22 protein-coding genes are annotated in these 22,952 nt (G+C 31.8%); all 22 read right to left on the bottom strand.

The window, feature by feature from the left end:
• Position 1 precedes the first annotated feature (1 nt).
• The 22 genes from BLT80_RS12770 to BLT80_RS12660 all read right to left on the bottom strand — a co-directional run bounded on the left by BLT80_RS12770 (position 2) and on the right by BLT80_RS12660 (position 22,950).
• Complete coding sequence (locus BLT80_RS12770) at positions 2 to 1,036, bottom strand: exostosin domain-containing protein (RefSeq protein ID WP_092468599.1); 1,035 nt, start codon at positions 1,034 to 1,036, stop codon at positions 2 to 4.
• Positions 1,037 to 1,048: 12 nt separating this feature from the next.
• The gene (locus BLT80_RS12765) at positions 1,049 to 2,146 is read right to left on the bottom strand and encodes a glycosyltransferase family 4 protein (protein ID WP_245710251.1); all 1,098 of its coding nucleotides are present in this window, start codon (positions 2,144 to 2,146) and stop codon (positions 1,049 to 1,051) included.
• 93 nt (positions 2,147 to 2,239) lie between these two features.
• Positions 2,240 to 3,310, bottom strand: a complete 1,071-nt coding sequence (locus BLT80_RS12760; RefSeq protein ID WP_092468596.1) for a glycosyltransferase family 4 protein — start codon at positions 3,308 to 3,310, stop codon at positions 2,240 to 2,242.
• Positions 3,303 to 4,697: an asparagine synthase-related protein gene (locus tag BLT80_RS12755; protein ID WP_092468594.1), complete on the bottom strand. Its 1,395-nt coding sequence runs from the start codon at positions 4,695 to 4,697 to the stop codon at positions 3,303 to 3,305. Before BLT80_RS12755 ends, BLT80_RS12760 begins: the two co-directional genes overlap by 8 nt.
• 192 nt (positions 4,698 to 4,889) lie before the next feature.
• Complete coding sequence (locus BLT80_RS12745; RefSeq protein ID WP_092468592.1) at positions 4,890 to 6,083, bottom strand: glycosyltransferase family 4 protein; 1,194 nt, start codon at positions 6,081 to 6,083, stop codon at positions 4,890 to 4,892.
• 246 nt (positions 6,084 to 6,329) lie between these two features.
• A complete protein-coding gene (locus BLT80_RS12740; protein WP_092468590.1) occupies positions 6,330 to 7,544 on the bottom strand; it encodes a glycosyltransferase in 1,215 nt (404 codons plus the stop codon).
• Between the two features lie 51 nt (positions 7,545 to 7,595).
• Positions 7,596 to 8,630 carry a glycosyltransferase family 4 protein gene (locus BLT80_RS12735; RefSeq protein WP_139181068.1) on the bottom strand — a complete coding sequence of 345 codons (1,035 nt, stop codon included), beginning with the start codon at positions 8,628 to 8,630 and terminating at the stop codon, positions 7,596 to 7,598.
• Between the two features lie 3 nt (positions 8,631 to 8,633).
• Positions 8,634 to 9,767, bottom strand: coding sequence for a glycosyltransferase (locus BLT80_RS12730; protein WP_092468586.1), 1,134 nt, complete (start codon positions 9,765 to 9,767; stop codon positions 8,634 to 8,636).
• Positions 9,768 to 10,907: a glycosyltransferase family 4 protein gene (locus BLT80_RS12725; protein ID WP_092468584.1), complete on the bottom strand. Its 1,140-nt coding sequence runs from the start codon at positions 10,905 to 10,907 to the stop codon at positions 9,768 to 9,770.
• 1 nt (position 10,908) lies between these two features.
• Positions 10,909 to 11,661 carry a sulfotransferase family 2 domain-containing protein gene (locus tag BLT80_RS12720; RefSeq protein WP_092468582.1) on the bottom strand — a complete coding sequence of 251 codons (753 nt, stop codon included), beginning with the start codon at positions 11,659 to 11,661 and terminating at the stop codon, positions 10,909 to 10,911.
• A gap of 2 nt (positions 11,662 to 11,663) precedes the next feature.
• On the bottom strand, positions 11,664 to 12,611 hold the full coding sequence (locus BLT80_RS12715) for a DUF6625 family protein (RefSeq protein WP_092468580.1): 948 nt from the start codon (positions 12,609 to 12,611) through the stop codon (positions 11,664 to 11,666).
• Positions 12,608 to 13,513, bottom strand: coding sequence for a glycosyltransferase family 2 protein (locus tag BLT80_RS12710; RefSeq protein WP_175455610.1), 906 nt, complete (start codon positions 13,511 to 13,513; stop codon positions 12,608 to 12,610). Before BLT80_RS12710 ends, BLT80_RS12715 begins: the two co-directional genes overlap by 4 nt.
• A gap of 191 nt (positions 13,514 to 13,704) precedes the next feature.
• Positions 13,705 to 14,652 (bottom strand): glycosyltransferase family 2 protein, encoded by a 948-nt coding sequence (locus tag BLT80_RS12705; RefSeq protein ID WP_092468576.1) that lies wholly within the window; start codon positions 14,650 to 14,652, stop codon positions 13,705 to 13,707.
• Positions 14,653 to 14,761: 109 nt separating this feature from the next.
• Positions 14,762 to 15,676, bottom strand: coding sequence for a glycosyltransferase family 2 protein (locus tag BLT80_RS12700; RefSeq protein WP_092468574.1), 915 nt, complete (start codon positions 15,674 to 15,676; stop codon positions 14,762 to 14,764).
• Complete coding sequence (locus tag BLT80_RS12695; RefSeq protein WP_175455609.1) at positions 15,666 to 16,544, bottom strand: glycosyltransferase family 2 protein; 879 nt, start codon at positions 16,542 to 16,544, stop codon at positions 15,666 to 15,668. The genes BLT80_RS12700 and BLT80_RS12695 overlap by 11 nt, the downstream gene beginning before the upstream one ends.
• A complete protein-coding gene (locus BLT80_RS12690) occupies positions 16,541 to 17,329 on the bottom strand; it encodes a glycosyltransferase family 2 protein (RefSeq protein ID WP_092468570.1) in 789 nt (262 codons plus the stop codon). The genes BLT80_RS12695 and BLT80_RS12690 overlap by 4 nt, the downstream gene beginning before the upstream one ends.
• A 5-nt stretch (positions 17,330 to 17,334) precedes the next feature.
• Positions 17,335 to 18,270, bottom strand: a complete 936-nt coding sequence (locus tag BLT80_RS12685; RefSeq protein WP_092468568.1) for a glycosyltransferase family 2 protein — start codon at positions 18,268 to 18,270, stop codon at positions 17,335 to 17,337.
• Between the two features lie 8 nt (positions 18,271 to 18,278).
• Positions 18,279 to 19,256: a sulfotransferase gene (locus tag BLT80_RS12680; protein ID WP_092468566.1), complete on the bottom strand. Its 978-nt coding sequence runs from the start codon at positions 19,254 to 19,256 to the stop codon at positions 18,279 to 18,281.
• Between the two features lie 22 nt (positions 19,257 to 19,278).
• Positions 19,279 to 20,244 carry a hypothetical protein gene (locus BLT80_RS12675; RefSeq protein ID WP_092468564.1) on the bottom strand — a complete coding sequence of 322 codons (966 nt, stop codon included), beginning with the start codon at positions 20,242 to 20,244 and terminating at the stop codon, positions 19,279 to 19,281.
• Complete coding sequence (locus BLT80_RS12670; protein ID WP_092468562.1) at positions 20,241 to 21,170, bottom strand: DegT/DnrJ/EryC1/StrS family aminotransferase; 930 nt, start codon at positions 21,168 to 21,170, stop codon at positions 20,241 to 20,243. The genes BLT80_RS12675 and BLT80_RS12670 overlap by 4 nt, the downstream gene beginning before the upstream one ends.
• On the bottom strand, positions 21,170 to 21,865 hold the full coding sequence (locus BLT80_RS12665; protein ID WP_218845030.1) for a WbqC family protein: 696 nt from the start codon (positions 21,863 to 21,865) through the stop codon (positions 21,170 to 21,172). Before BLT80_RS12665 ends, BLT80_RS12670 begins: the two co-directional genes overlap by 1 nt.
• An 11-nt stretch (positions 21,866 to 21,876) precedes the next feature.
• Entirely contained in the window at positions 21,877 to 22,950 is a 1,074-nt protein-coding gene (locus BLT80_RS12660; RefSeq protein WP_092468559.1) for a DegT/DnrJ/EryC1/StrS family aminotransferase, read from the bottom strand.
• Positions 22,951 to 22,952 lie beyond the last annotated feature (2 nt).

Here is a 22,952-nt window from a genome sequence, read left to right as displayed (position 1 = left end):
TTTACAACAATCCTTTTAATTGAAGTTTATTTTCCCATAAACATCTATTTCTTTGCTGTAATTGAACAAAGTTATCTTCACTTAATGCTTTATGAAATTCATATACAATAGCCCCTATTTTATGAACTTCATAAGATTCAACCCAAACGACATGTTGTTTCCAATCTATTGCTTCTGTATAAGGCAATATACAATCAGTATTCACAAAAACCGGGATACGTCCCATCGCCAAGGTTTCATACAAACGTACTGAAAAATTTCCTGCTCCTCTTACACAAACCACATAATCAGAATCTTTTATATTGTTAAAAAACTCTGCTGTCGATGTCGCGCGTTGGGTTTCATTTTGCGACCCTGCGCGATACTTTGCTCTATAAATAAAATTTGTAATAAGACCTTGGTGATTCTCCATTCGTTTTAGGATACTATGTCTCCATAGTGCAGCAGCCATTATAGCCTCAGGCTCTTGCGAGCTTAATTTTAAATAATAGCTAAGGTTTTTTAAGCCAATTTTAAATTTCGTCTTTATAGCTAGTACAACCTTTGATGTTGCAAACCCACAAAAACCTATGGTAGGATTTTTAGTATAGGGACGCTCAAAAATAGTACCCTTGTTATATTGAACTTTTAATGGATCAGAAATAAAAACCGGTAAGCCAATATGCCATTTAGGAACTCTAGACCTGTATCCGCTTTGCCTAAATAATTTTACATGAGGAAAATCAGGAAAATCTATGCCTACATCATCTAATAGCACTACCCAAGTGGTTATATTTAATCGCTGGGTCGCTTTTATAAACTGAAGAGCTTTAGATTGCTGCTTGGTCTTTACATAATAATTCCAGGACATCGTTAATATTGCCACATCTGAAGCCTCTAAAACATCGACAAACGCTACGTCTTCTTTTGAAATACTGTACATAGCTTTACGCTCTTCATCGGAAAAATCCTCACCCTTCAAAAAAGGCTTTAATAATGGGAAGGTTTGACCACGAAATGATTTATCGTAATGCCGTTTTGGAAAGTAGAATGTCATTTTTAATTATCTTCAATTATAAAACTCCACAAACTTAGCTTGTTGTTGTTCTAATGTAAATTCTTGTTTAACACGTGCTTTGGCCCGTTCAGAAAATTGGTTTTTAATAACATCATCTAGCTCTATAACGGATTCTAGAGTTTTTGCTAGTAATCTTGGCTGTCGCTTTGGCACAACCCAACCAGTTTCACCATCTATGATATTTTCTGATAACCCTTCTGCATCCGACACTATACATAACAGCCCCATAGCCTGAGCCTCTAAAACCGCATTACAAAAGCCTTCCGAATGACTATATTGCATATAAATATGAGATATTTCCATTAATTCCTTAACCTCCCTTGGTGTTTTTACACCTAGCAAAGAAACCTCATTTTCTAATCCTAACTGATAAATTGCAAACAGAATTTCTTCTTTTTGCTCACCTTCACCTATAATTTGATATTCAAAATCAATTTTTTCTTTTTTTAGAATAGACAATGCTTCCAACATATCGATTACACCTTTTTTCCAAAATAATCTTCCAACAGTCAATATTTTTATAGGCTTAGTCTTGAAATTTTTATTAGCGGCACCTGTATTAAATAACTCCATTGAAATTGCAGGTGTTATTTTAGCTACAGCGTTATTTCTAGATAGCCCTTGATTATAGGCACAAAGTAATAAATCATCTGAAATGGTATGTACTTTATCCACTAGCTGCCATAATCGATCATAACAGCCAGAATGTTTTAACGGATAAATAGCAATATCAAATCCTCTCAAACTTACCGCCATTTTTGCATCTATAGACTTAGCGACATGTTCACTTTGTAAAGCTAAGGTTGCAAAACCAAAATGTAGCCATTCTGCATCTGACTTCAAAATTGTTGCATTTATATAAATATATTTAAAAACCTGTTTAAGTTCTCTCCCGGCTTTAAGCTCTAGTTTCACATAGCGTATTACCCTTTTTAAATAAGGTAGTAAACCAAAAATGACTCCTAGTGTCGCAAAAAATTGACGAATAGGATTAGCATGTACTTTAGGCATTGGAAGAACCTTACAGTCTGTAAACCTAGGGTCATCTTTATAAACAAACAAACTCACCTGATGACCTGCGTCTTGCAAGCCTTTAATTTTTGATTTAAAAAAAGTCTCGGAATAGCCTGGTGGCTGGGATAGTATGAGAGCTATATGCATAAAATGATCATTTTCTTAATTCTACTTCGTAGCAATTACCTTATTGTATAAAATATTATAACTCAACACTTCTTTTTCTATAGAAAAACGATCTTTAACACACTTTTCCCCTTTCACTTTAAAATCATCATAAATTTTTCTATCTGACGATAATCGTTTACATTTTAATACTAAATCATTTACGTCATCAAGGGAAAACAAAGCATCACTCATTGTTTCCTCTAATATAAAACGAGTACCTCCACCAGAATCGGAACTTAATACAGGTAACCCACAAGCCATTGCCTCTAGTAAACATATTGGCAGCCCTTCTTCAAAAGAGGACAGTATTAAAACATCCTGGTAATTTAACATTTTGGGCAAATGATCTTGATTAATAAACCCATGAAAGTGCACACGATGTTTTAAATTATTATTCTGAATAAATAACCCTAACTCTTTTTTATAATTAGAATCACTCTTTCCAAACAAATTTAAATGAATATTATCAGGAAGATTCAACATCGCCTTCAATACAAATAATTGATTTTTATTTCTATTTACATTTCCAACATAACATAAATTAAATGTAGAATTTGTCGTTTTTTCTAATGGAAAAAACTTTAATAAATCCACACCATGTGGAATTAGTTTTATTTTATTCGCATAATGTTTATTCGAAAAAAACCGCTTTTTCATTTCAGGTTGGTCATAGGCAATAAAATGAGAAAATAGACTTTTTAATTGCCAAGAGCGAGACCATGAATTATTTTTTTTTGTGTACAAATATTTTACACCTGACAATCTACAAGCCAAGGGCTCTAAATAATTCGATTTATAATCCCAAGAATGTACTAAATCTATTTGATTCTTTTTAAGAACCTTAATATACTGCTTTAGGAAACTTATTTTAGAAACTTTAAAAAGCTTTGGTAGTTCTACCAAATCACTTTCTGGAATTACTTTTTTTGCTTCATCCCAATGATTCTCAATACCTACTATAACATTAAAATTATGTTTATTTAGCCTAGCGATTAATGCTAATAACACATATTGACTACCAGCCGTCTTAAAATTTGGAATAGTAAACAGAATACGTAAGGGTCTACTCATTTTTAAATCGTTTAAATTGAGCCAAGACCAGCAACATATTCACTTGATGTGCATAAATTAAAGGCGTTTTTGTTTGCAGACCATAATAGGCGTCGTCTACAATGTCTTTCGATATAAAATCACTAAAATTTTTATGTGATAAACAGTCATATAATTTCTTTTCATTACTAACACCCAAAAATTGAAGCTCCCAATTTCGTTCTACATATTTCTTTCCTAAAATTTCCTGGAAGACTCTTTCCATTTTATTGGTAATACGGTATGGCAAATTATAAGGTATCTTATTTTTAGGATAGGTATAGAGATTAAATGGTCTTTGCTCTTGCCATGTAATTTTGGCTAGTTTTGGAGCTCGTTTTTTTATATAAGCGATTTGCAACTCTCGGTTGGCTAAAAAAGCTTCTGGAACTGTACAAATAAACTCGCACATTCGTTGATCGTAATACGGTAAAGTTACGGGATGTTTACTAGCAAACACAGCTAAATTTACGGATGTCCAGCGTGGTGCCCAAAATAAGCTTTTAAATGCTCTAATGCGCGCATTAGCACTGTTAGGAATATCTATAGCGGAAAGCAATGTAGAAATACGACTTTCAAAATAAGAGTCAAAATCGCCTTCTAAATTCCAATGCGTCCAAAGTTGTACGGCTAAATCGCGTCCTCCTTTTTTAATTAGTTTTTTATGAAGGACATTTACCTGTTCCTTTAATGGTAAATCATCTCTAACTCCCATATCATCAAACAACACATCTCCCCAATGGCCTAATGAAAATACCTCACCCATAGTATCAAATTCATCAACTATTGCCATTTGCCGTGGCGCGGTAAAATCAGACTCACATCGATTCAATGTTGCTAAATCATCTATCACATCCCATAAATAACCGTTTGGAATGGAATAGGCTGTAAAATCGAAATCACAAACTTTAGCAATAGCTTTTGCTATCTGAGTTTCTTTATAACCTCCCTGAAAATCATAACTATAACTATTCACAGATGCTTTTAAATGTTGTAAGGCTACAGCCTGTGTTCTACTATCTAAACCACCAGACAAGGGTAAAATCACCTTTTTACCAACCGTTTGTTCTTCTATAATGGATTCGAACAGCGTAGTAAATTCATGTAAAGTCGCGTCAAAATCACGGGTTTTATCAGGCGTATAGTGCCATTCAAACCAAGGAATACTCTCTAAGAGATAACCATCATCTGAAATGGTATATTGACATCCAGGTCGTAACACTACCTCATCTTTCCAATAGGTATCTGTATCTAAAAAAAAACCGATAGCCGCAAAAACACAGATGGCTTCCAAATGCAGTTCATGAGGTGCTTCTACCTTAGCATAAGTGGGTGTAACAGGGATTATTGGTGTGGTGATTGTTTTCATAGTGTAATAGCACGACGAATATAATAATTTCAAAGGAAGGGAAATTTGATTTCATCAAAAAATTCAAAGTCGAAAGGGTTTTCTTCAAATTCAGCTTCAGTTTAAACTTCAACTTCAACTTCAACTTCAACTTCGAGTTCAACTTCAACTTCGAGTTCGAGTTCGAGTTCAGTTTCAACTTCGAGTTCAGTTTCAACCACCCACTACCCCTTCATACAACCTCACAAACTGGGCAATACTATCCTCTGCATTAAATTCACGCTTAACCAACTCATGGGCGCGTTTCGTTATCGCATGCAATTCTAATTCTGACGTTTCACTCAAAGCTATCACAGCATCAGCCATAGCTTCGGAATCTCTTACAGGCACCAACCATCCCGTCTCATTAGGAATCACAACTTCTGCCATACCACCACAATCGGTAGACACCACAGGTAAGCCCACAGCCATAGCTTCTAATACCACATTAGCAATACCCTCTTTTAAACTAGGCAATAACATACCGTGAAATTGTCGTAAAAACGAAATTAGTTCTGTTTGAGGCATAGCTCCAACCAAAGCAACGTTATCTACTAGGTTGAGCTGATGGCATTGAAATAATAAGGCTTCAGTAAACTCATCTGGCCCAACAATAGTATAGTGAATATTATAGCCTTTATTTTTTAATAGCGCTACAGCATCTAGTGCTGTCTCATAACCCTTAACCCAATGAAAACGTCCAACGGAAACCAAGCGTATAGTTTTATCTTGTACTGTTTCGCAAGCCCTATAATGATCAAAAAAGAAAGGCGGAATCGGAGAATGAATAGTATGGATACTAGGGGCTTTAGCTCCATAAAGTTTTACCTCTTCACCAATAGCCTTAGAAACGGCATGAAAAGCTTTTATTTTAGGGAATTCTTGCTTGTAAATTATTGCCGTACTCAAATCTACTATAGGTGTATAATTAATATGAGCTCCACGTAAACTCACTACAATAGGAATACCAAATGCATCCTGTAATACCGTATAAAATGCCACATCTTTAGCCCATTGAATATGAAATACATCAGGTTTGTGCAGTATTATAGGCAAGACTTTAGTAAACCAAACCCATCGCTCATAGCGCTTTTTAAATTGAGATGTATGTCGGTATAATTTTACCGCATCTTTTGGAGATTTAAGAACCAACTGCAGTAATCTATAACTACTTACAACGGCATTCTTTACATGGGATTTTGGTGTATCATAAACCTTAATGTGTTCAGATTCATAAGCTACAGGCTTAGTTTGCACACCAAACAGTAACACCTTATGTGTTTGAGATACTCCTTTTATTAAATGCTCAATAAAAGTAGTGCTCGGAATGGTTCCTGAAAAAACAGCAATTTTAAGACGTTTGCCCATAATTTTGTAATTAGTTCAAATAACTATGACACTGACAAAGGTAAGTTATAAACACAAGAGCACATACACGTATTCCCTAACTCCTATTCCCTATCTCTATTAAATCCTATCATTCTAGATCCTTCCCTTTTTTCAAGTGAAAGTGGATTTGTTTTCCCTTAAAGAAAACAAAGGCGAAAGGGTTCTTCTTCAAATTCAACCTCAAATTCGAGTTCAAATTCAATTTCCCATTTCCCACTTCAAACTTTACACTTTATTCACTTCAACATCACTCCCAACTACCTCATCATAAAGTTGCAGCATCTGTGCAATACTATGTGCTTCATGATAATTAGCATTTACCAAATCATAAGCCTGTTGTATAATTTTACGCTTATCTTCAACGTCAACTTGCATACAATCAATAACAGCATCAGCAAGGGCTTTAGCATCTCTAACAGGTACCAACCATCCTGTTTTGTAGGGAATCACAACCTCGGCCATACCTCCACAATTTGAAGAAATCACAGGCAGACCTATAGCCATGACTTCCAGTACCACATTGGCAATACCTTCACTTAAGCTTGGCAATAGCAAAGCATCATATGTTTGTAAGTGCTCAAACAATGCCTCTTGAGGTAAACCTGGCTTAAAGGTTATATAATCTTGTAATCCCAATTGGTTGACCTGAAATAAAAGATCTTCCGGAATGTTCCCTGCAGCAATTATCGTGTAATTAACGTCTACGCCAGACTGAATAAGCTGATGTACCGCTTGTATCCCATAACGATAACCTTTTACCCAATGATGTCGTCCTACAGATACCAACCGAAATGGTTTAACACCCCGTTTTATAAAAGGCTTATAGTAGGAAAAAGCAGCCGTCGAAATAGGAGTAGAAATCACATGAACGCGCTCTGCACGGACATTAAAATTTGCTGCTTGACGCCCTAAATGTTCAGAAATGGAATGTATAGCATCTACTTTAGGAAGACAGCGTTGATAACGCTTAAACACCTCTGGGTCTATATAAGGTAAAATAGCAGCTTGCGATCCTAACAAACTTACTACAATATGACATGGATATGCCGATTTTAAAAACAACCAACGGTCTATACGGCTTGTCCATTGCAAATGAAATATATCTGGAGCGTGTAATAACACTGGCACAAAACGTGAAAACCGAAGCCATTTGGTATACAATGTAGGATAGGTTTTCGCTTCTTTTATAGCCAATGATAACCGTTTAGGATGCTGAACACCCAACTTTAGGGTTCTCCAAAGTGTCAACGGTATATTTCTGTATAACGACGTGGGCGTATCTATAATTTTAATACGCTTAGAAGGATAACTGGTCTTTTTTTTAACGGTACCAAAAAGTAAAACCTCATGCTCTTTAGCCACTCCAGCAATGAGCGTTTCTATAAACGTCGTATTCGGAATAAGACCTGTGTATATAGCGATTTTAAATGGTGGTTTCAAAAACTAATTTTATAAATTATAAAAAAACAAGAGACATTTACTTTTATGTATTTAAAATAAAGACGCATGAAAATCATTTACGTCACTGGCTACAAATTTCCAATCTAAGGCTTCCCCCTTCATTCTACTTTTTTTACGCATTGTTTCTAATAGACTTTCATTTAAAACAATTTTTATAGTGCGCTCTATTAAATCATCATAATCACCCAATTTTGTTAATACAGCATCTGTGCTTTTTAAGTATCCCGAATTCCCACCAACATCTGTCGTTATAATTGGTAATCCGCAAGCCAAACCTTCTAAAATAGAATTACAAGCAGTACTATCTAGTAAAGGCAAAAATAAAGCAGTAGCTTCTTGGTACTTTTCTAATAGCATATCATCATTAATACCACTAAAGACCTTAATACAGCGATGTGGTCGTATTTTATTCACATAAGCCTTATGAATAACCACATGTACTTTTAAATCCGGAATTGCTTCTGACAATTTAGGCACACAATAATTTAAAGCCTCAAAATCGCGCATGTGCTGTCCGACAAATAATAATATAGGTTGTTTATACGCTTTATGCAATGCAGGTACAAAAAACTGACTATCTACTCCATGAGATATGTACTTTACTTTGGGGATTTTAAAACGCTCTTTTATATAATTGACCTGATTTTCCCCAACACAAACAGCACCATCTAAACGACCTATATAATTAGTATTATGAATTAGAGTGTCTAAAGTTTTTGGTGGTTTATGAAACGTTGCACAAAATCTAGTGTTTTTAAATACGCTTCCATACCGCACAATGTATCGAATATCGCGTTCACCATTTAAATAATGAACAGTCGTAGGCTCTTGTTTATCTCTGTTTTTTAATGATTTATAGAGCGCATATTCTTTAAAAACGCTTCCTGCATCATATAAACCGGCTTGCTTTTTAGCCATTTTAGCCCATTGTTTTGCCGCTATAAATGGTAAATTTTGATCTCCATTTACCGAGGCAGAACCTTTATAGTAATCTACCAATCTACTATAACCCGAGTTTTTAGCATGGTGCTTAGATCTGTGATGTATAAATAGCGTATGACCCAATAGTTAATTTATTTTATGGTTTAACATAAGTTCCAAAATACGCTTTACATTTTTAACAGGGTGTACATGGGTTTCAAAATAAACTCTGGCATTTTTAGAAAGAAGTTTTACTTTTTTTGGATTCTTCAATAATTCCTTACATATTTCAACACAATGTTCTGGAGAATCAAAATAAATTATATTTTTTCCATTCTCTAAAGGCACAGGTAACTCGGTTTCAAATCTTTCTGCGACTATGCATTTTCCTTGTGATAAATATTCTGACAATTTTCGAGCAGGTGAATTTTGAAGTCCTTTGGTATAAATACAGATACTAGATTTCTTGATTTGTGCAATATAGGAGACAGGGTCTGTTGGTAAGGTGGTTAAACAATCTTTGTAATAAGTATTAGAAATTTCTCCTGGCACAATACCTCCCAAATAAAAATCATTTAATTGATTTTTTAATAATCTAATTAATGAGCTTCTCTCTCTATGAATAATTTTAACATTTTCATCATGTATTTGTGGGAAACAACGAACTTGATAAAACACATTCAATTCTGTTGATTCAGGTGTTTTTTCTAATAAATCAATTGACCTTCCGCGGGTAACGTATTCGATATGGCGAGAAGTATGGCTTATAACATTTCGAATTCTTTTAATCAAATTCCTATCTAACTTCAGCTTCAGATTCAAATTAGCAAAAAAATATGATAATTTTAGAAGCCCCCAAAACTTCCGACTTGAACCTTGAACTCCCAAAGTCAAGCCCATTGGGTAAATCTTATTTTTAAATTCAGATTCCAAGCAATCGATATCTTTCGACACATAATTCCTCTTAAAAATAAAATCACAATTTTCTAATGCATATTGTGAAAAAAAATGCGAAATATCATACAAATCCCCTGCAAAAAAAAACTCTTTACTCAAGTAGTGATCAATAAGTTTATAAAAAGACGTTTTTTGTTGTGGGTGATTACTAATTAACGACTTACCCGTTTCTGTACTTATCCGTCCTACCTTCTTGGAAATATCAATTTTTAATTCACACCTTATCAATCCCATATTTTCAAGTTCAAATAAGCCTGTTTGCATATATGACGAATGATTTAAATCTTGTGGAGTATATATTATTACAGTATATCTTGGTTTCATTTAAAATTTTTCTAATGCAAATTTAACTGAATCCTCTAAGCAATGGGCGGTATAATCTAAACTCCAATGCTGCATAACGTCTAACACCGCACTACGACTCATGTCATCTAATACTTTCTTATTTACTAATAAATTATAAACCTGTTGACTATAATTAACGTCCTCGCACAATACTCCTGTAACGTTATTAGTCACAATTTCATCTGGGCCACCTGAGCCTCGAAAAGCTACTACAGGTGTACCACATCCCATAGCTTCGACCATAACCATACCGAAAGACTCATGTTTGCTAGGCATTAAAAGTAATGTGGCGCTTTGATAATAAGGTATTAAATTCTCCTGTTTTAGTGGACCTTTAAAATGTATTTGAGATTCTAATCCTAGGCTTCGTACTTTTTCTTGTAATTCTTTATGATATTCAGTATCACTTATAGGACCTATAATAGTCAAGTTTACTCCCGTTACTCCTTTTTTATTCAGATACACGAGTGAATCTATGGCACACTCTATTTGCTTTAATCGTGAAATACGTCCCACATATAACAAGCTAGATTTTTCTTTTACGTTAAACCGGGGTTTAAACAAGCTCGTATCCACACCTAATGGCATCACTTTTATTTCTAAATCCCTAAATCCATTAGTTTGTTTTAAAATATCTTTTTGAACCTGTGTATGTACAATAATGTGATTGGCATTGTTATAATAATTTAAAACGTCTTTTGAGTTTCCCATGTGCATACCTCCTATCATAGCGATATACGGTTTATTTTGCTTTTTTAATAAAGCTGCTAAATTAAAACAGTAGGCACTGCCGTGTCCTGACATATTTATAATCGTAAGTGTTGAAGGCATAACACTAGTGTATAAATAATTAAATATTGAATGTTGTTTTTTCCAAGCATGTCGCTTTTTTAATATAGGCCAACTGACAGGCCAAAAACGTTTTTTAACACCTTTTATCGTTTTAGCATAAGGAAAAAATGAACTCGTAAAATAATCTATTGCGACACCATAGCCTTTTCTTTGTAAACCACGCAAAGCATTTTCATGTGGCTTACTATGAAAGTAGTATAAATCTGTAGGTTTTAAACCCACGGATTTAGCTGAAAAAGGATGTAGTAGAGAAATGGTTTCTTTCAAACTATTCTAATCTTAAAGGAGTTATTATTTTATATTTTTTATAAGTATTAATCTTTGAAAGTAATTTCAATCTTAATTTTGATGGTTTCTTTAAAATAATATCATCATTATATTGATTTAAAATATTTTTACTTAAAATATACTTTTCATATAATTTTATATCTAGCTGATTGTTTTGTTCTGCTTTATAATATTGTTTTTCAGACAAATCATTAAGATTCAAATAATTTTTATTAAATTTTCTTACATTTTTTTGATTTATACTTCCTATCAATTTTACATGTAATACATCTTGAAGATAATTTAAAGATTTATTATACCTGTTTACATCTCCTATAAATTCGTAATTATCTAAAAGGGTTATAGCATAATTTATGTCTCCATCTACCCCTGATATTTTTTTTGTTATGAAATTACTATAAAAATTTATTTCCAAAAAATCATCAATAGAGGTCACCCATCCTCTCTCTGCCATATGATTATATTGTGATAAATATCGCTCTAAAGGATCTCTAAAAAAAGTTATCCTTTTTGACTGTGGTAAAAAATCAAAATAAGGACGCACACTATGTCCTCCTATACCTTGAGGGCAATAATTCATGATTTTATGATACTGTATACTCGTTAAGTCATTACGTGTTTCATTTCCTCCGTATTTATTTTTGGTTACATGAAAATAACGAGGATAGGTTAAACTTAAAACTTCATTAAAGGAAGTCCCCCCACATTTTTCAATATGTGTAAATAAAAACATATTTAATCTATTCTTAATTTTCGTTTAACTCGTTTTATAAAACTTTTCCTTTTCAGTTTTTTTCGTCTTCTTTTTTCTTTTATCCAATACCCATTAAAAACGTTCTTAAAAATGTTTAAAAAGTGTTGCCATTCAGTATGCAAATGATAATGCAGACCGGTGTACGAAATATAAAAGTTGGTTTGAATACCTTCAAACTGAACATCGTTATATTTTATAGTACGTTTCCAATTAATAAAATGTAAATACATCACTTCATTTACTGGTTGTCCTTTTTTCAGTTTTAATATTGCACCATCCTTCCAAAGCCATTTATCTAAATAATATTCTTGGTGAGAGTCGTGTCCATTTTCTTGATTACAAAGTATGAAAGGCCAATATACTTTTAAGTTCATCGATTTGAACACTTCATCTTCCTTTATAAAATTAGAAAGAACTATTTCATCTGTCCATTTAAATTCAGGAACTTCAAATAGGGTTTTATAATCAGGCAACTGCTTATACAATGCATTTATTTCTGGGGTATTTCTAAATAAATTAAAATGTCCTGAAATAGCCTCTTTTCGACTAGAAATAATATCGTATTGTTCCAATATATCTTGCGTCATAAACTTCCGAATATTACCCCATATAATATCCATATCACAGAAGCCCCAAAAATCGTAATCACTAACTTGCTTCGCAAATATATCTGCATAAGCGGGCTTGAGATCACAAAATTTACGCGGACTTAATGGAACCTTTGCACCTACAACGTCATTAACATGTTTATTTAAGTCTGCTAAAGTCGTAGAAAAAAATGTAATATTTGCCGGATAAGCCTTTGGAAGTACACAATCCGTAGGACAAAACCATTGAATTGTAGGGTTGGCTTCACACGACTTTAAAAATGCATCGAACCAAAGTGGCCAATTGCCGAAATAAGGAATAATTAAGAGGATTGATGTCATTTTATATTCAGAGATGATTTTATCATTTTTTTTAAAAAACTCTTAAACGATTGTTGCTCATAATTTTTTAAATAGTAAGGCAATAAAAACAAATACTCTTTAAGTGTAATGTTTTCTCTGTGCTTAATTTCATTTTCATATTTATGCAAAACCCTAATGGATTGCTTTTTATTAAATATGTCCAATTTATTAGTAATTAAATATTTATAATACTCCAAATTTGCCTTTCTTTTTGCATCAGCGTATAGGGTACTTCCTGTTATACTTTGCGCTGAACATATTACAGACACCACCGCATCATTGATAGAATAAATTGGGCCATTTTCAGTAAACTCAATCCATGCACGGTTATCTGAATGCCATGCTAAAGGGTAGTCAAAAAAGCCGTATTTCTCATAAATTTTTCTCGTAAAAGCATATTCTGATAATGTACTCGTTGTTGCACCAGTTATTCTTCTGTAATACGAGTCTGCAGCGGTTTCCAATTCAGGATTATATTGCACTGCTGCAATACTATTTTGATCATTAAAAATATTCTCTTTAGCAAATCTTACTACATTTGATTTACCACTAAAATTATCAACGTTTTTATAAAAACATGCTATAAGATTAGTACTGTAATAATCATCATCACCCAAAATCATAATCCATTCTTCATCTGCTGATAATTCTATACACCTTTTCCACTGTTGAGTTAGTGAGGTTTTTCCTAGATTATTTTTAAATCTCTTATATTTTATTCTGAACTTATCATTATACTCCTCTATTAAATCTTTAGGATCATCAGGGCTCGCATCATCACCAATATAAACATTAAACCTTTTATCAGTTTGATTAGCTAAAGATTCTAATGCTTTTCTAAAAAACAGTCTTTTATAATAGGGAATAACTATAGCTATCACTTGTATTTAAATTTTAAAAGAATAAATTTCACTCTATGTTCTTCTTTTTCAGGAACGAAATTAACAAATAAATAAAAATTCATATCACGGAACTAAATAATATTTAAGAATTCTAAAAAAACGAAATGTGCAATCTACATTCATCATAGCTTATTGCGTTACACTTTGCTCTTCTCACTTCCAAAACCTCATTACCTAAAAAACCAATATCCTCTACCAAAAAAAGTATAAGACCAAAGTCCTAGATAGCTTTTAATGACACCTATATAATCTCGATTAGCTTTCTGAGTTTGTATTAAATCTTGTGCTAAACTATGCTTAGAAGCATCGTTTCTAGAAAATGCCAATTTCACAAAATGTTTTCGACGGTCTAAAATAAGTTGTTTTAAAACGAGGACACCAGCTGGATAATGTTTGGCTAACAACTCTAAATGTTTATATCGCGTATTAAAATCGGAGGCAATCATGTGTAGATTTAACTTAGCCAATTCTTTTTGCAAGGACTGATTATGAACACGATAGTTTATTTGAGCTTTTTTTAGAAACACAATATTTGGATTTTGATACAACATGCGTAAATTAAAATCCCAATCTTGAATAATGGGTAAATCTTCATCAAATAATAATTCTTGTTGCACTAAAAAACTACGTTTCCAAGTAGGGCCATCGGTGTAAAACGCAACTTCCCCTACTAAATAGGCCGGAATTAGGGGGTCTTTCTCTATAGTATTCATCCCTAAATATTGCTTTGTATCACCATCAAATCTAGCCATCGGACTAATCACAACATCAGTATCAGTTTCAAAAGCAGCACTAATGGTTTTAATGGCATCTGGCAGATACAAATCATCACTATCAAACCAATTCACATATTCACCCTTACTCAATTCAAATCCATAATTGCGACAAGTATTTCCACCCTTAGGTCGATCTTTAGGTCTGTGGTGATATTGAATTCTTGAATCTTGTTGACAATAGTTAGCCAATAGTTGGTCGGTATGATCCGTACTCCCATCATCTACAACAATACACTCCCAATTTTGGTATGTTTGTTCTATAATGGAATCTAATGTTTCTCCGATTATATGAGCCCGATTGAATGTGGGTATGATAATAGAAACAAGTGGTTGTTTTGGCATAATTATAAATTTTTAAAGTACTTTTTCTGTCAGTATATTTATATAAGAAGAACGTATGCCTTCATTCTCTTTTTTCTAGATTAATTTAAAAATTCACTTAAATTAAAAATTATATATAATGTGAACCAGGTAATACATTATTAGTTCTACTTTTAATAATTAAAGGCTTCATTGCCTTTAAAAGCAATAATTCTTTCTTAAAACCATTTGCCTTGGAGAACTTCAATTGTAATTGCAATTTTAGTATTGTTTTTCGTAGTCTATTCTCTCTTGGTTCAATTTGCATATCTGCATTAACATTCGCATATTTTTTTTTATAAAATTTTGCTCTATTATTATAATATGCATCACTAAATTCAAGAGGTTTTATTTGTTTTCGATCTTCACGGTCATGAATAACATAAGACTTAGGTAAAACACCTATTTTTAAACCATGATACAATACTCGCTGACAGTAATTGTCATCTTCTCCATAATGAAAAAACAAAGGATCAAAACCTCCAACAGTTTCTAAACATTCCCGAGAAAGCAACCAAGCTGCTGCATTTACAAAAGGCACATCGTAGGCTTCCGCTAAAGTATTGCCAAGTACAAAATCCGAATAAAACTGATCTGTATATTCTTTGAGCATAAAGTTAGAAAAATTTTTATCTAACTTTTTTTGATTTCCTGCAATATGTATAGGGCTTAACACACCATACTCTGGTTTCTTTTTCTGAAATGCAACCAAATCATCTAAAGCTTTATTTACAATATATGCATCCTGATTCAATAAAAACACATGCTCCGCTCCTTGGTCTAAAGCACAACGAATGCCTAAATTATTTGCTTGCCCAAAGCCTAAATTTTGGTCTTGTTTAAATAAAGTGACATCAGGATAGTTAGTCTCGATAAAGGAAACCGTATCGTCTGTGGAAGCATTATCTACAACAACTACCGCATAGTTAACACAACTATCCAAACACATCTTTAACCATGGCATGCCATTATAAGTGACAATTATAATATATATACTATTTACCATGTAACTTTGATTTTATCTTAAACAGAAAATTAATCAATTTATATTCTTTCTTTAACAACCTTTTGCGAGCGTTAGCATTTAAACACCAAAAATACTCTCGTAAGAGAATTCTATTATATGTCTTATAATCACTAATATTACTATGGCTATTAACATTAGTGGCTTGGTTATGATGTAACCTAAACTTAACTAAATTTTCGTTTATAATAGCTATATCCTGTTTTTTTAATAGACGATAACAAAACTCATAATCTAATATTTGCTTTAAATCCTCTCTATAAAAACCTATTATGTCTGTAATACTTTTCCTAAATAAAACAGCACTCGGTTCTCCTATTTTATTCTTTATCGGTGGTTTTAAAAATTCATTAGATTTAAATAGAGAACGATCTATAATCTGTACATTTTTATTAATTTTAAAATGAAGCCCTCTTTGTAAGTCACCATATTTTTCTATCCATAGTTTTGTTGCATCACTGGTTAAATCTTGTTCAACAATAAACTTCCGTTTAGAAGCAACCATACCCAACTTAGGATTTTGTTCTAGAATATTGACCATCTGCTCTATACAACTAGGTATCAACACATCATCCTGAAATAAAAACTTTATGTAATCTCCCTTTGCTTTTTTTATACAATTATTCCAATTAGCTCCGATACCATTAGGCTCATGATGGTAAACAGAAATGGGAATGCTTGTCTTAAACTTATAAGTTTCTATAATTTTTAATGTTCCATCTATTGAAGCATCATCCGAAACTATAATTTCTAAATTGCCATAAGTTTGACAAATAGCAGAATCCATTGCTTCTGCTATAAATTTAACACCATTATAAGTAGGGATGCAAATGGAAACTTTAGGATTCAAAGTGATTTTAACTTTTTAAAGACTTTTCTAATTACCGATGTTGATAGTTCTCTTTTCAAATATTTATTTTCCAAGTACACTTTTTGATAAGCATGAATATACAATTCAGAATGCTTTTGTTTGATGTAATTTATGTTTTCTAGCGCCATATTGTCGCTAAACGACCTAATCATTGAGCTACCAGATACTCTATAATCAAAAGTGATTTTATTTAAATACATAAATTCAAAATCAGTTTTCATAATACATAACCAAAAATCCCAATCTTCATGACCTTGGTGGGGTAAATTCTCTTCATAACCGCCAATACTATCAAACAGAGATTTCCGGACTACAGCACACGCATCTATAAAATTATGATTCAACATTTTGTAATGGTCAAAAGCACCCACATTCCAAATTCCTGTTTTCTCCCCAAAATACATAGCATTTCCATAGACGACTCCTATTTGGTTTTGGGAATCCAATACATCAATTGCCATGTTCACAAATTCTGGCCGTACCATATTGTCGGAATCTAAAGGTAAAACATAGGTCCCAGATGCTTTTTTTAATCCATAGTTTCTAGCACTACCTAAACCACCGTTTGTTTTTTTATAATATTTAAATCTATCATCTTTTTCTACCCATTCTAAAGCAACCGCTTCTAAATTGTCAGGAGAACCATCATTAACCATAATTGCTTCCCATGCTTCATAATCTTGATCAAAAACAGATTGCAAGGTCTCATTAAGTGTACGTTCACTATTATAACAAGGAATAATTATACTTACTTTAGGATGCATTCTGTCTAAAATTTTAAATGAAGATATCTATTATAAAACTTTTGAAACCAAGGTCTATTTGGAAATTTCAATTTACTTATTCTATAAGTCACTTCTTTTATTTTTAATGATGCTATTTGTTTTTCTTCCGAATTCAATGCTGGGAAAATAGCTTTATAAAAATTCAGATAATTTTGTTGCTTCTTCAATGCACTTATACCAGAATAAACCCCATTATCATGTATTCGATATACACTCATCACTTCATCAATACATTGTATGTCTTTGTCTTCAGAAACCAACTTATAAATCCCCAAATCACCAAATGGTAATTTATGAAACCAGTTTGGAAATTCAAAATGCAACGGTTTTCTAAAAGCAACACTACACGTCGCAATGAAATTATAATGTTTTAAAAGTTCAATATACTTGAAGGAATTATTATAAAATGGCTTTGGAATATCGTGCATACTAAACACTTCATTTTTCAACAATTGTGCTCTTGTAAAACAAATATTAACATCTTGGTTATTTTCTAAAAAATCAACCTGTTTTTGTAACTTTAATGGGTCTGTCCAATAATCGTCGCCTTCGCAGAGGGCTATGTATTTGCCTTTGGCCGAGTACAGATTATATAACATATTAAATCTCCCAGAAGGACGGCCATTTATTGCTATATTATTCATTCTTTTATGCGCTATAAATCTAATTCTATTTGCATACTGTTTCGCATATTTTAAACAAATTTCTGTAGTTCCATCTTTACTATCATCATCTCCTAATATAATTTCAAAGTCAAAATTTGTTTTTTGATTTAAAATTCCCTCTAAGCATTCCTCTATAAATTTTGCGTGCTGATAGGTCTGTACACAAACACTAACTAAAGTATTTGAGCCAACTGCATTGGTATATTTTTTTACCTCCTCTTTTTGATATATAGTTTTAAAACTTTTAAAATCCATAACTTAACCTATCTGGTTTCAAAATATGATTTTAACTCTTTAAAAAGATCATCATTTATTTTTGCAACATCTCCGTTATTGAAAGAACTCTGAGTATTATCTGTATCAATTGCTGCACCTTTTTTATTTAATGTATTAATTAGATCGTTAGGTTTTTTACAAAAATCATTATAACTAATGGTTGTATAGTCTTCAGCATCCATTTTTAATAAATCTGCTTCTATAGATACATTATTTTCAATAACCTGCTCTATAACTTGTTCGGCTGGTTTTAATTTTTTGATGGTTTGATAATTCGGTGTTTTATAAGAATACCAGTCGTCATAATTTCCGAAAAAGCTTTCTCTTGCCAATAGTAATGACTGTGCATTGTAAATTACATCTCTTTTAATATATATAAAGTGGCAATTGGGTATTTTTTCTTTTAACTCATTAAGATTCCAATTTAAGTTCATAGCTTTCATTAAAAGCGGCTTATTTGCTGCAGCTTCTAAGGCATGTAATTCTTGTAAAAAGGTTTTCCAATCCACTTCATCCAATTCGCTTAAACTTAACTTTTGAGTTGCTCCAAACTTAAAAAATCGATTCCAAAAATACCAAAATTCATGTGGTTGCAATGGACCTTTTGTTTTTCCTAAAGTCGATTTAAATGATTTCTCTTCTTTATGTTCTTTAGAAAATATTTCGCCTTTATGATCAAAATCTATTAGAGCTTGTTGTATTCTATAACCTATATATGGTGCATAATAAAACCTTGACAAAAAATTGGTAGGATAACAAAAGTAGCTTGTATTAGCCAAAAATTGATATAATATTGTAGAACCACTTCTGGCACAGCCTACAATTAAATACACCTTCTTTGCTGGAACAGTGTAATCCTTTAATACTTTAGCTTCAGAAAAACCTAAAAGACTCTCTAATTCCGGGAAAATTTGTTCTAAAGATGTATTTTTTTTATGATCTTTTTTTCTTGTTTTATCTTCCATTATTAGTTGACTAAATACATGTTTATTGAATTCTACTTTTTATAGCCTGACTCACTCTTTTCAGGTCTTCTATTGTATATCTATGGTCTATAGGCAAAGGCAATAATTGTGTACTTATTTTTGTTTCGAATTCAAAGTTTAAGCTATCTAATCTTGCTGTAGTATCTAACCAATAATTGGGCAGATAAATTTTTTCATTGTATAATTCTTCTTTTTTAATAGGTCTATCTAACAAAAGTGGATAACAAAAACAATCAATTTCATCATCAGCAATCATTATATTATTAAAAGAATTAAATTCTTCACGAAAAAAATTAAAATTTCTATTTCTAATCGCTCTAATCTCTTTATAATTTAATGTTTGCAATATTTTTTCAGATAGTATAGAAATTCCCTTTATTTCTGAATTCAAAGATTTTTCATATTCTGAAAATTCTGAATAAGCTAGATCTTGAAAACCTAATAAACTATGTGTATTGTGATTAATAGAAACTTTAATATTTCTATTTATAAGTTGATTAATTTTATATTTTTTTGGAATATATAAAAAGGCCCCATCAGGAACTCCAAAATACTTTCTTGCTGTTGTAAATGAAATGCTATTAGCATTTAACTGTTTTTTATAAAAAGAATGCGAATTATCAATTATTAATCTACTGCTATATTTGCTAATTAGTGACGTAGTATATTCGGATTTAACTCCGAAAAAATCACAATAAACAATTATTTCATCCGTATCTAATTCTGGTAAACTCTTTATCTCTAATTGATTATCAATTTCATAAAACTCAAATTCTATATCTAGAAGAGTCATAGGTTCGTATAAAGCATCACAACAATAATAGGGAACATAAACCTTAGAAGGTTTAAGGGCTTGTAATACATAATTTAAACATGCTCTACCCGTTGATAACTTAATGGCATCGTCATGATATAACGAATCTCCTTTCGCTATTTCTAATTCAAAAAATCCCCCTATCCTCTTCATTTCTTTAACTCCTTTAAACCTTCTTCTAACAATTCTGCTAGATTATCTAACTCTACTTTATTTATGTCTTGGTGAATAGGTAAATTAAGTATATTATTAGATAAATAATATGTGTTTGAATATTTATCTTTAGAGATTGGATTTATTAAACGATAATATAATGCAATAAGTGTAATATTTTTTTCAATCATCCAGAAGTATAATTTTTCTCTTAAATTATTATTTACAGTAATTGGATAATTATGAGGAATATCTTCTAAAGCTAAACTCATTAAAGGCTTGATACCTTCAATATTTTTTATTAATTTGTCTAAATATTTATAATTTTCTATACGCTTGTCCGCAATAGCCTTTACGTCATATTTTATAACTTGTGAAGAATAGTTTACATCCAAAGTAATTCCAGAAAACAGCAGGTTAATATTTTCATTATTCTTAATTACCATTCCCCCTTTTTTCATTGGAAAAAATTTATGTAATGAATAAAACACGAAATCACCATAAGTACCACACCTAGAATAACTATATAAATTATAGTTGTATAAATGAGCACAATCCTCAACTATAATTATCTTATTTTCTTTACAGATTTTTACAATTTCTTCAATATTTTTTATTTTGAAACCAAAATAATGAACTAATAAAACTAAACCATATTCACCATTCTCTAATTTAGAAGTAATCTTATCCAAAGGAACTGATAAATCATTATTCAAGTCATAAAAATCATAAGAAACCTTAGAATTAATTATTGGGTCAAATATTCCCGAGCCTTCTCTTTCTGTAACACCAATATATGAAGGTAATAATACCTTATTAGACAAATTTGATGATTCCAAAATAGCATTCCATCCTTCTCTGGCAGAATTAAAATAATATAATTCTTTTTGAAAATTTTTTACATTTTCAGCTGATTTACTTATCATTAATCTATCAGTTTTATTTGAGTTAACATTTCCATTATACTTTTTTTATCAACAAACATTAAAACATCTATTATAGACAAAAATGGTTCAAATTCATTTGAAAATTGTTTGTAAGAAATAGGCTCAATCTCTAAAAACTTAAGAACAACATTATCATTAGTATATTTTTCTTTATTAAAAAAATCTTTACCTCCAATAGGATTGTAATAAGTTTTCGCATCTATGGCTTTGCATATATTTAAAGCCCATTCATCAGGATGGTTTGCTGCTTCAATTTCTACATCCATTTTAGACCAAATTTTTATCGGTGTAGAAATCTCTAGATATTCAGAAATTATAGTTAGTGCCTTAGCATTTAAACTAGTAATATCATAATATTCATCTTCAAATATCCGATCTAACAATAAAATAGTATTATTATAATATGGAGCTTTCTTTTTATAATGTTGTAATTGTGCATAAATCTTCTGCTTCCATTGTAATGAGTTATTTATTAAAATATGATTTATCACCGCATCCCTTTTGTGCTTTACTAAAGGAACTTTAATATAAATAGGCTCTCCTTTTAAGGATAAAATTCTATTTCGTTCAATCCAACCATGTCTAATATATTGTGGCGTATCAAATAAAATAAACAAATCTGTATGCTTAAGTAAAGCAAAATAACCCAAATAAGGCAAAAAATAAGGTTGCATAATAGCTACTTTCACAGTTCTTCTATTACTATAGTTAATATTCTATTTACATCTGAGATAGTTAAACCAGGATACATAGGTAAACATAATACTCTTGGTGCAATCGATTCAGATTCTGGACATTTTACATTGTTTACATACTCTAGTGTATTTAAACTCGGATAAAAATAGCGTCTTGGAAAAATTTGAGCAGAGTTCAAAGCATCTTTTACTCTTAATAACTGTTCTTCACTTTTAAATATTACTGGAAAATAGCTAAAATTCCATTCAGTTTCAGAACGTAATTTCAGCAACTGTAACTCCGTATCTTTAAAAGCTTCATTATAAATCTCACAGATAGTTCTTCGAGCATTAATAATCTTTTTCATATAGGGTAAAACGGCCAGTCCCATTGCCCCTTGTAACTCGCTCATTTTAGCATTAATTCCTATACTTTGAAATGCTTCTGGACCATCATGTCCAAAATTATGCATTGCAAAAAAAGTATTATATAATTCTTTGTCTTTAGTAAAAACAGCACCACCCTCACCTGTATGAAAGACTTTAGTTGCGTGAAAACTACAAGTACTTGCGTCTCCATAGTTAAATAGCGATTGTCCTTTATATGCAACTCCAAAACAATGTGCTGCATCATAAATCACTTTTAAATCATGTTTTTTGGCAATGGCTTCTATGGCTTCTACGTGACACGGGTTCCCAAATACATGAGTCGCTAAAATCGCAGTTGTACTAGAGGTAATTGCTTCTTCTAATTTCGTTTCGTCTATGGTAAGATATTCTGGGTGAATATCTACAAACACAGGTTCACAACGTTCCCATGCTATACTAGATGCAGTAGCAACATAACTAAATGGAGTCGTTATAATTTCACCAGATAAATCCATTGCTTTTATTGCAATTTGTAAAGGTAACGTGCCGTTAGTCATTGCAATAACATTTGGCACGTTCAATAATTCTTTTAACTTATCTTCTAGTTCTTTCACCAAAACCCCACGGTTAGTCATCCATCCTGTATCCCAAGCACGTTTCAAAATTGCTTGATACTCAGATTGCTCTGGTAAAAATGTTTTGGTGACGTTAATCATAT

Source organism: Winogradskyella thalassocola, from assembly GCF_900099995.1.
Taxonomy (GTDB): domain Bacteria; phylum Bacteroidota; class Bacteroidia; order Flavobacteriales; family Flavobacteriaceae; genus Winogradskyella; species Winogradskyella thalassocola.
This window is presented reverse-complemented; position numbering and strand designations above follow the sequence as displayed.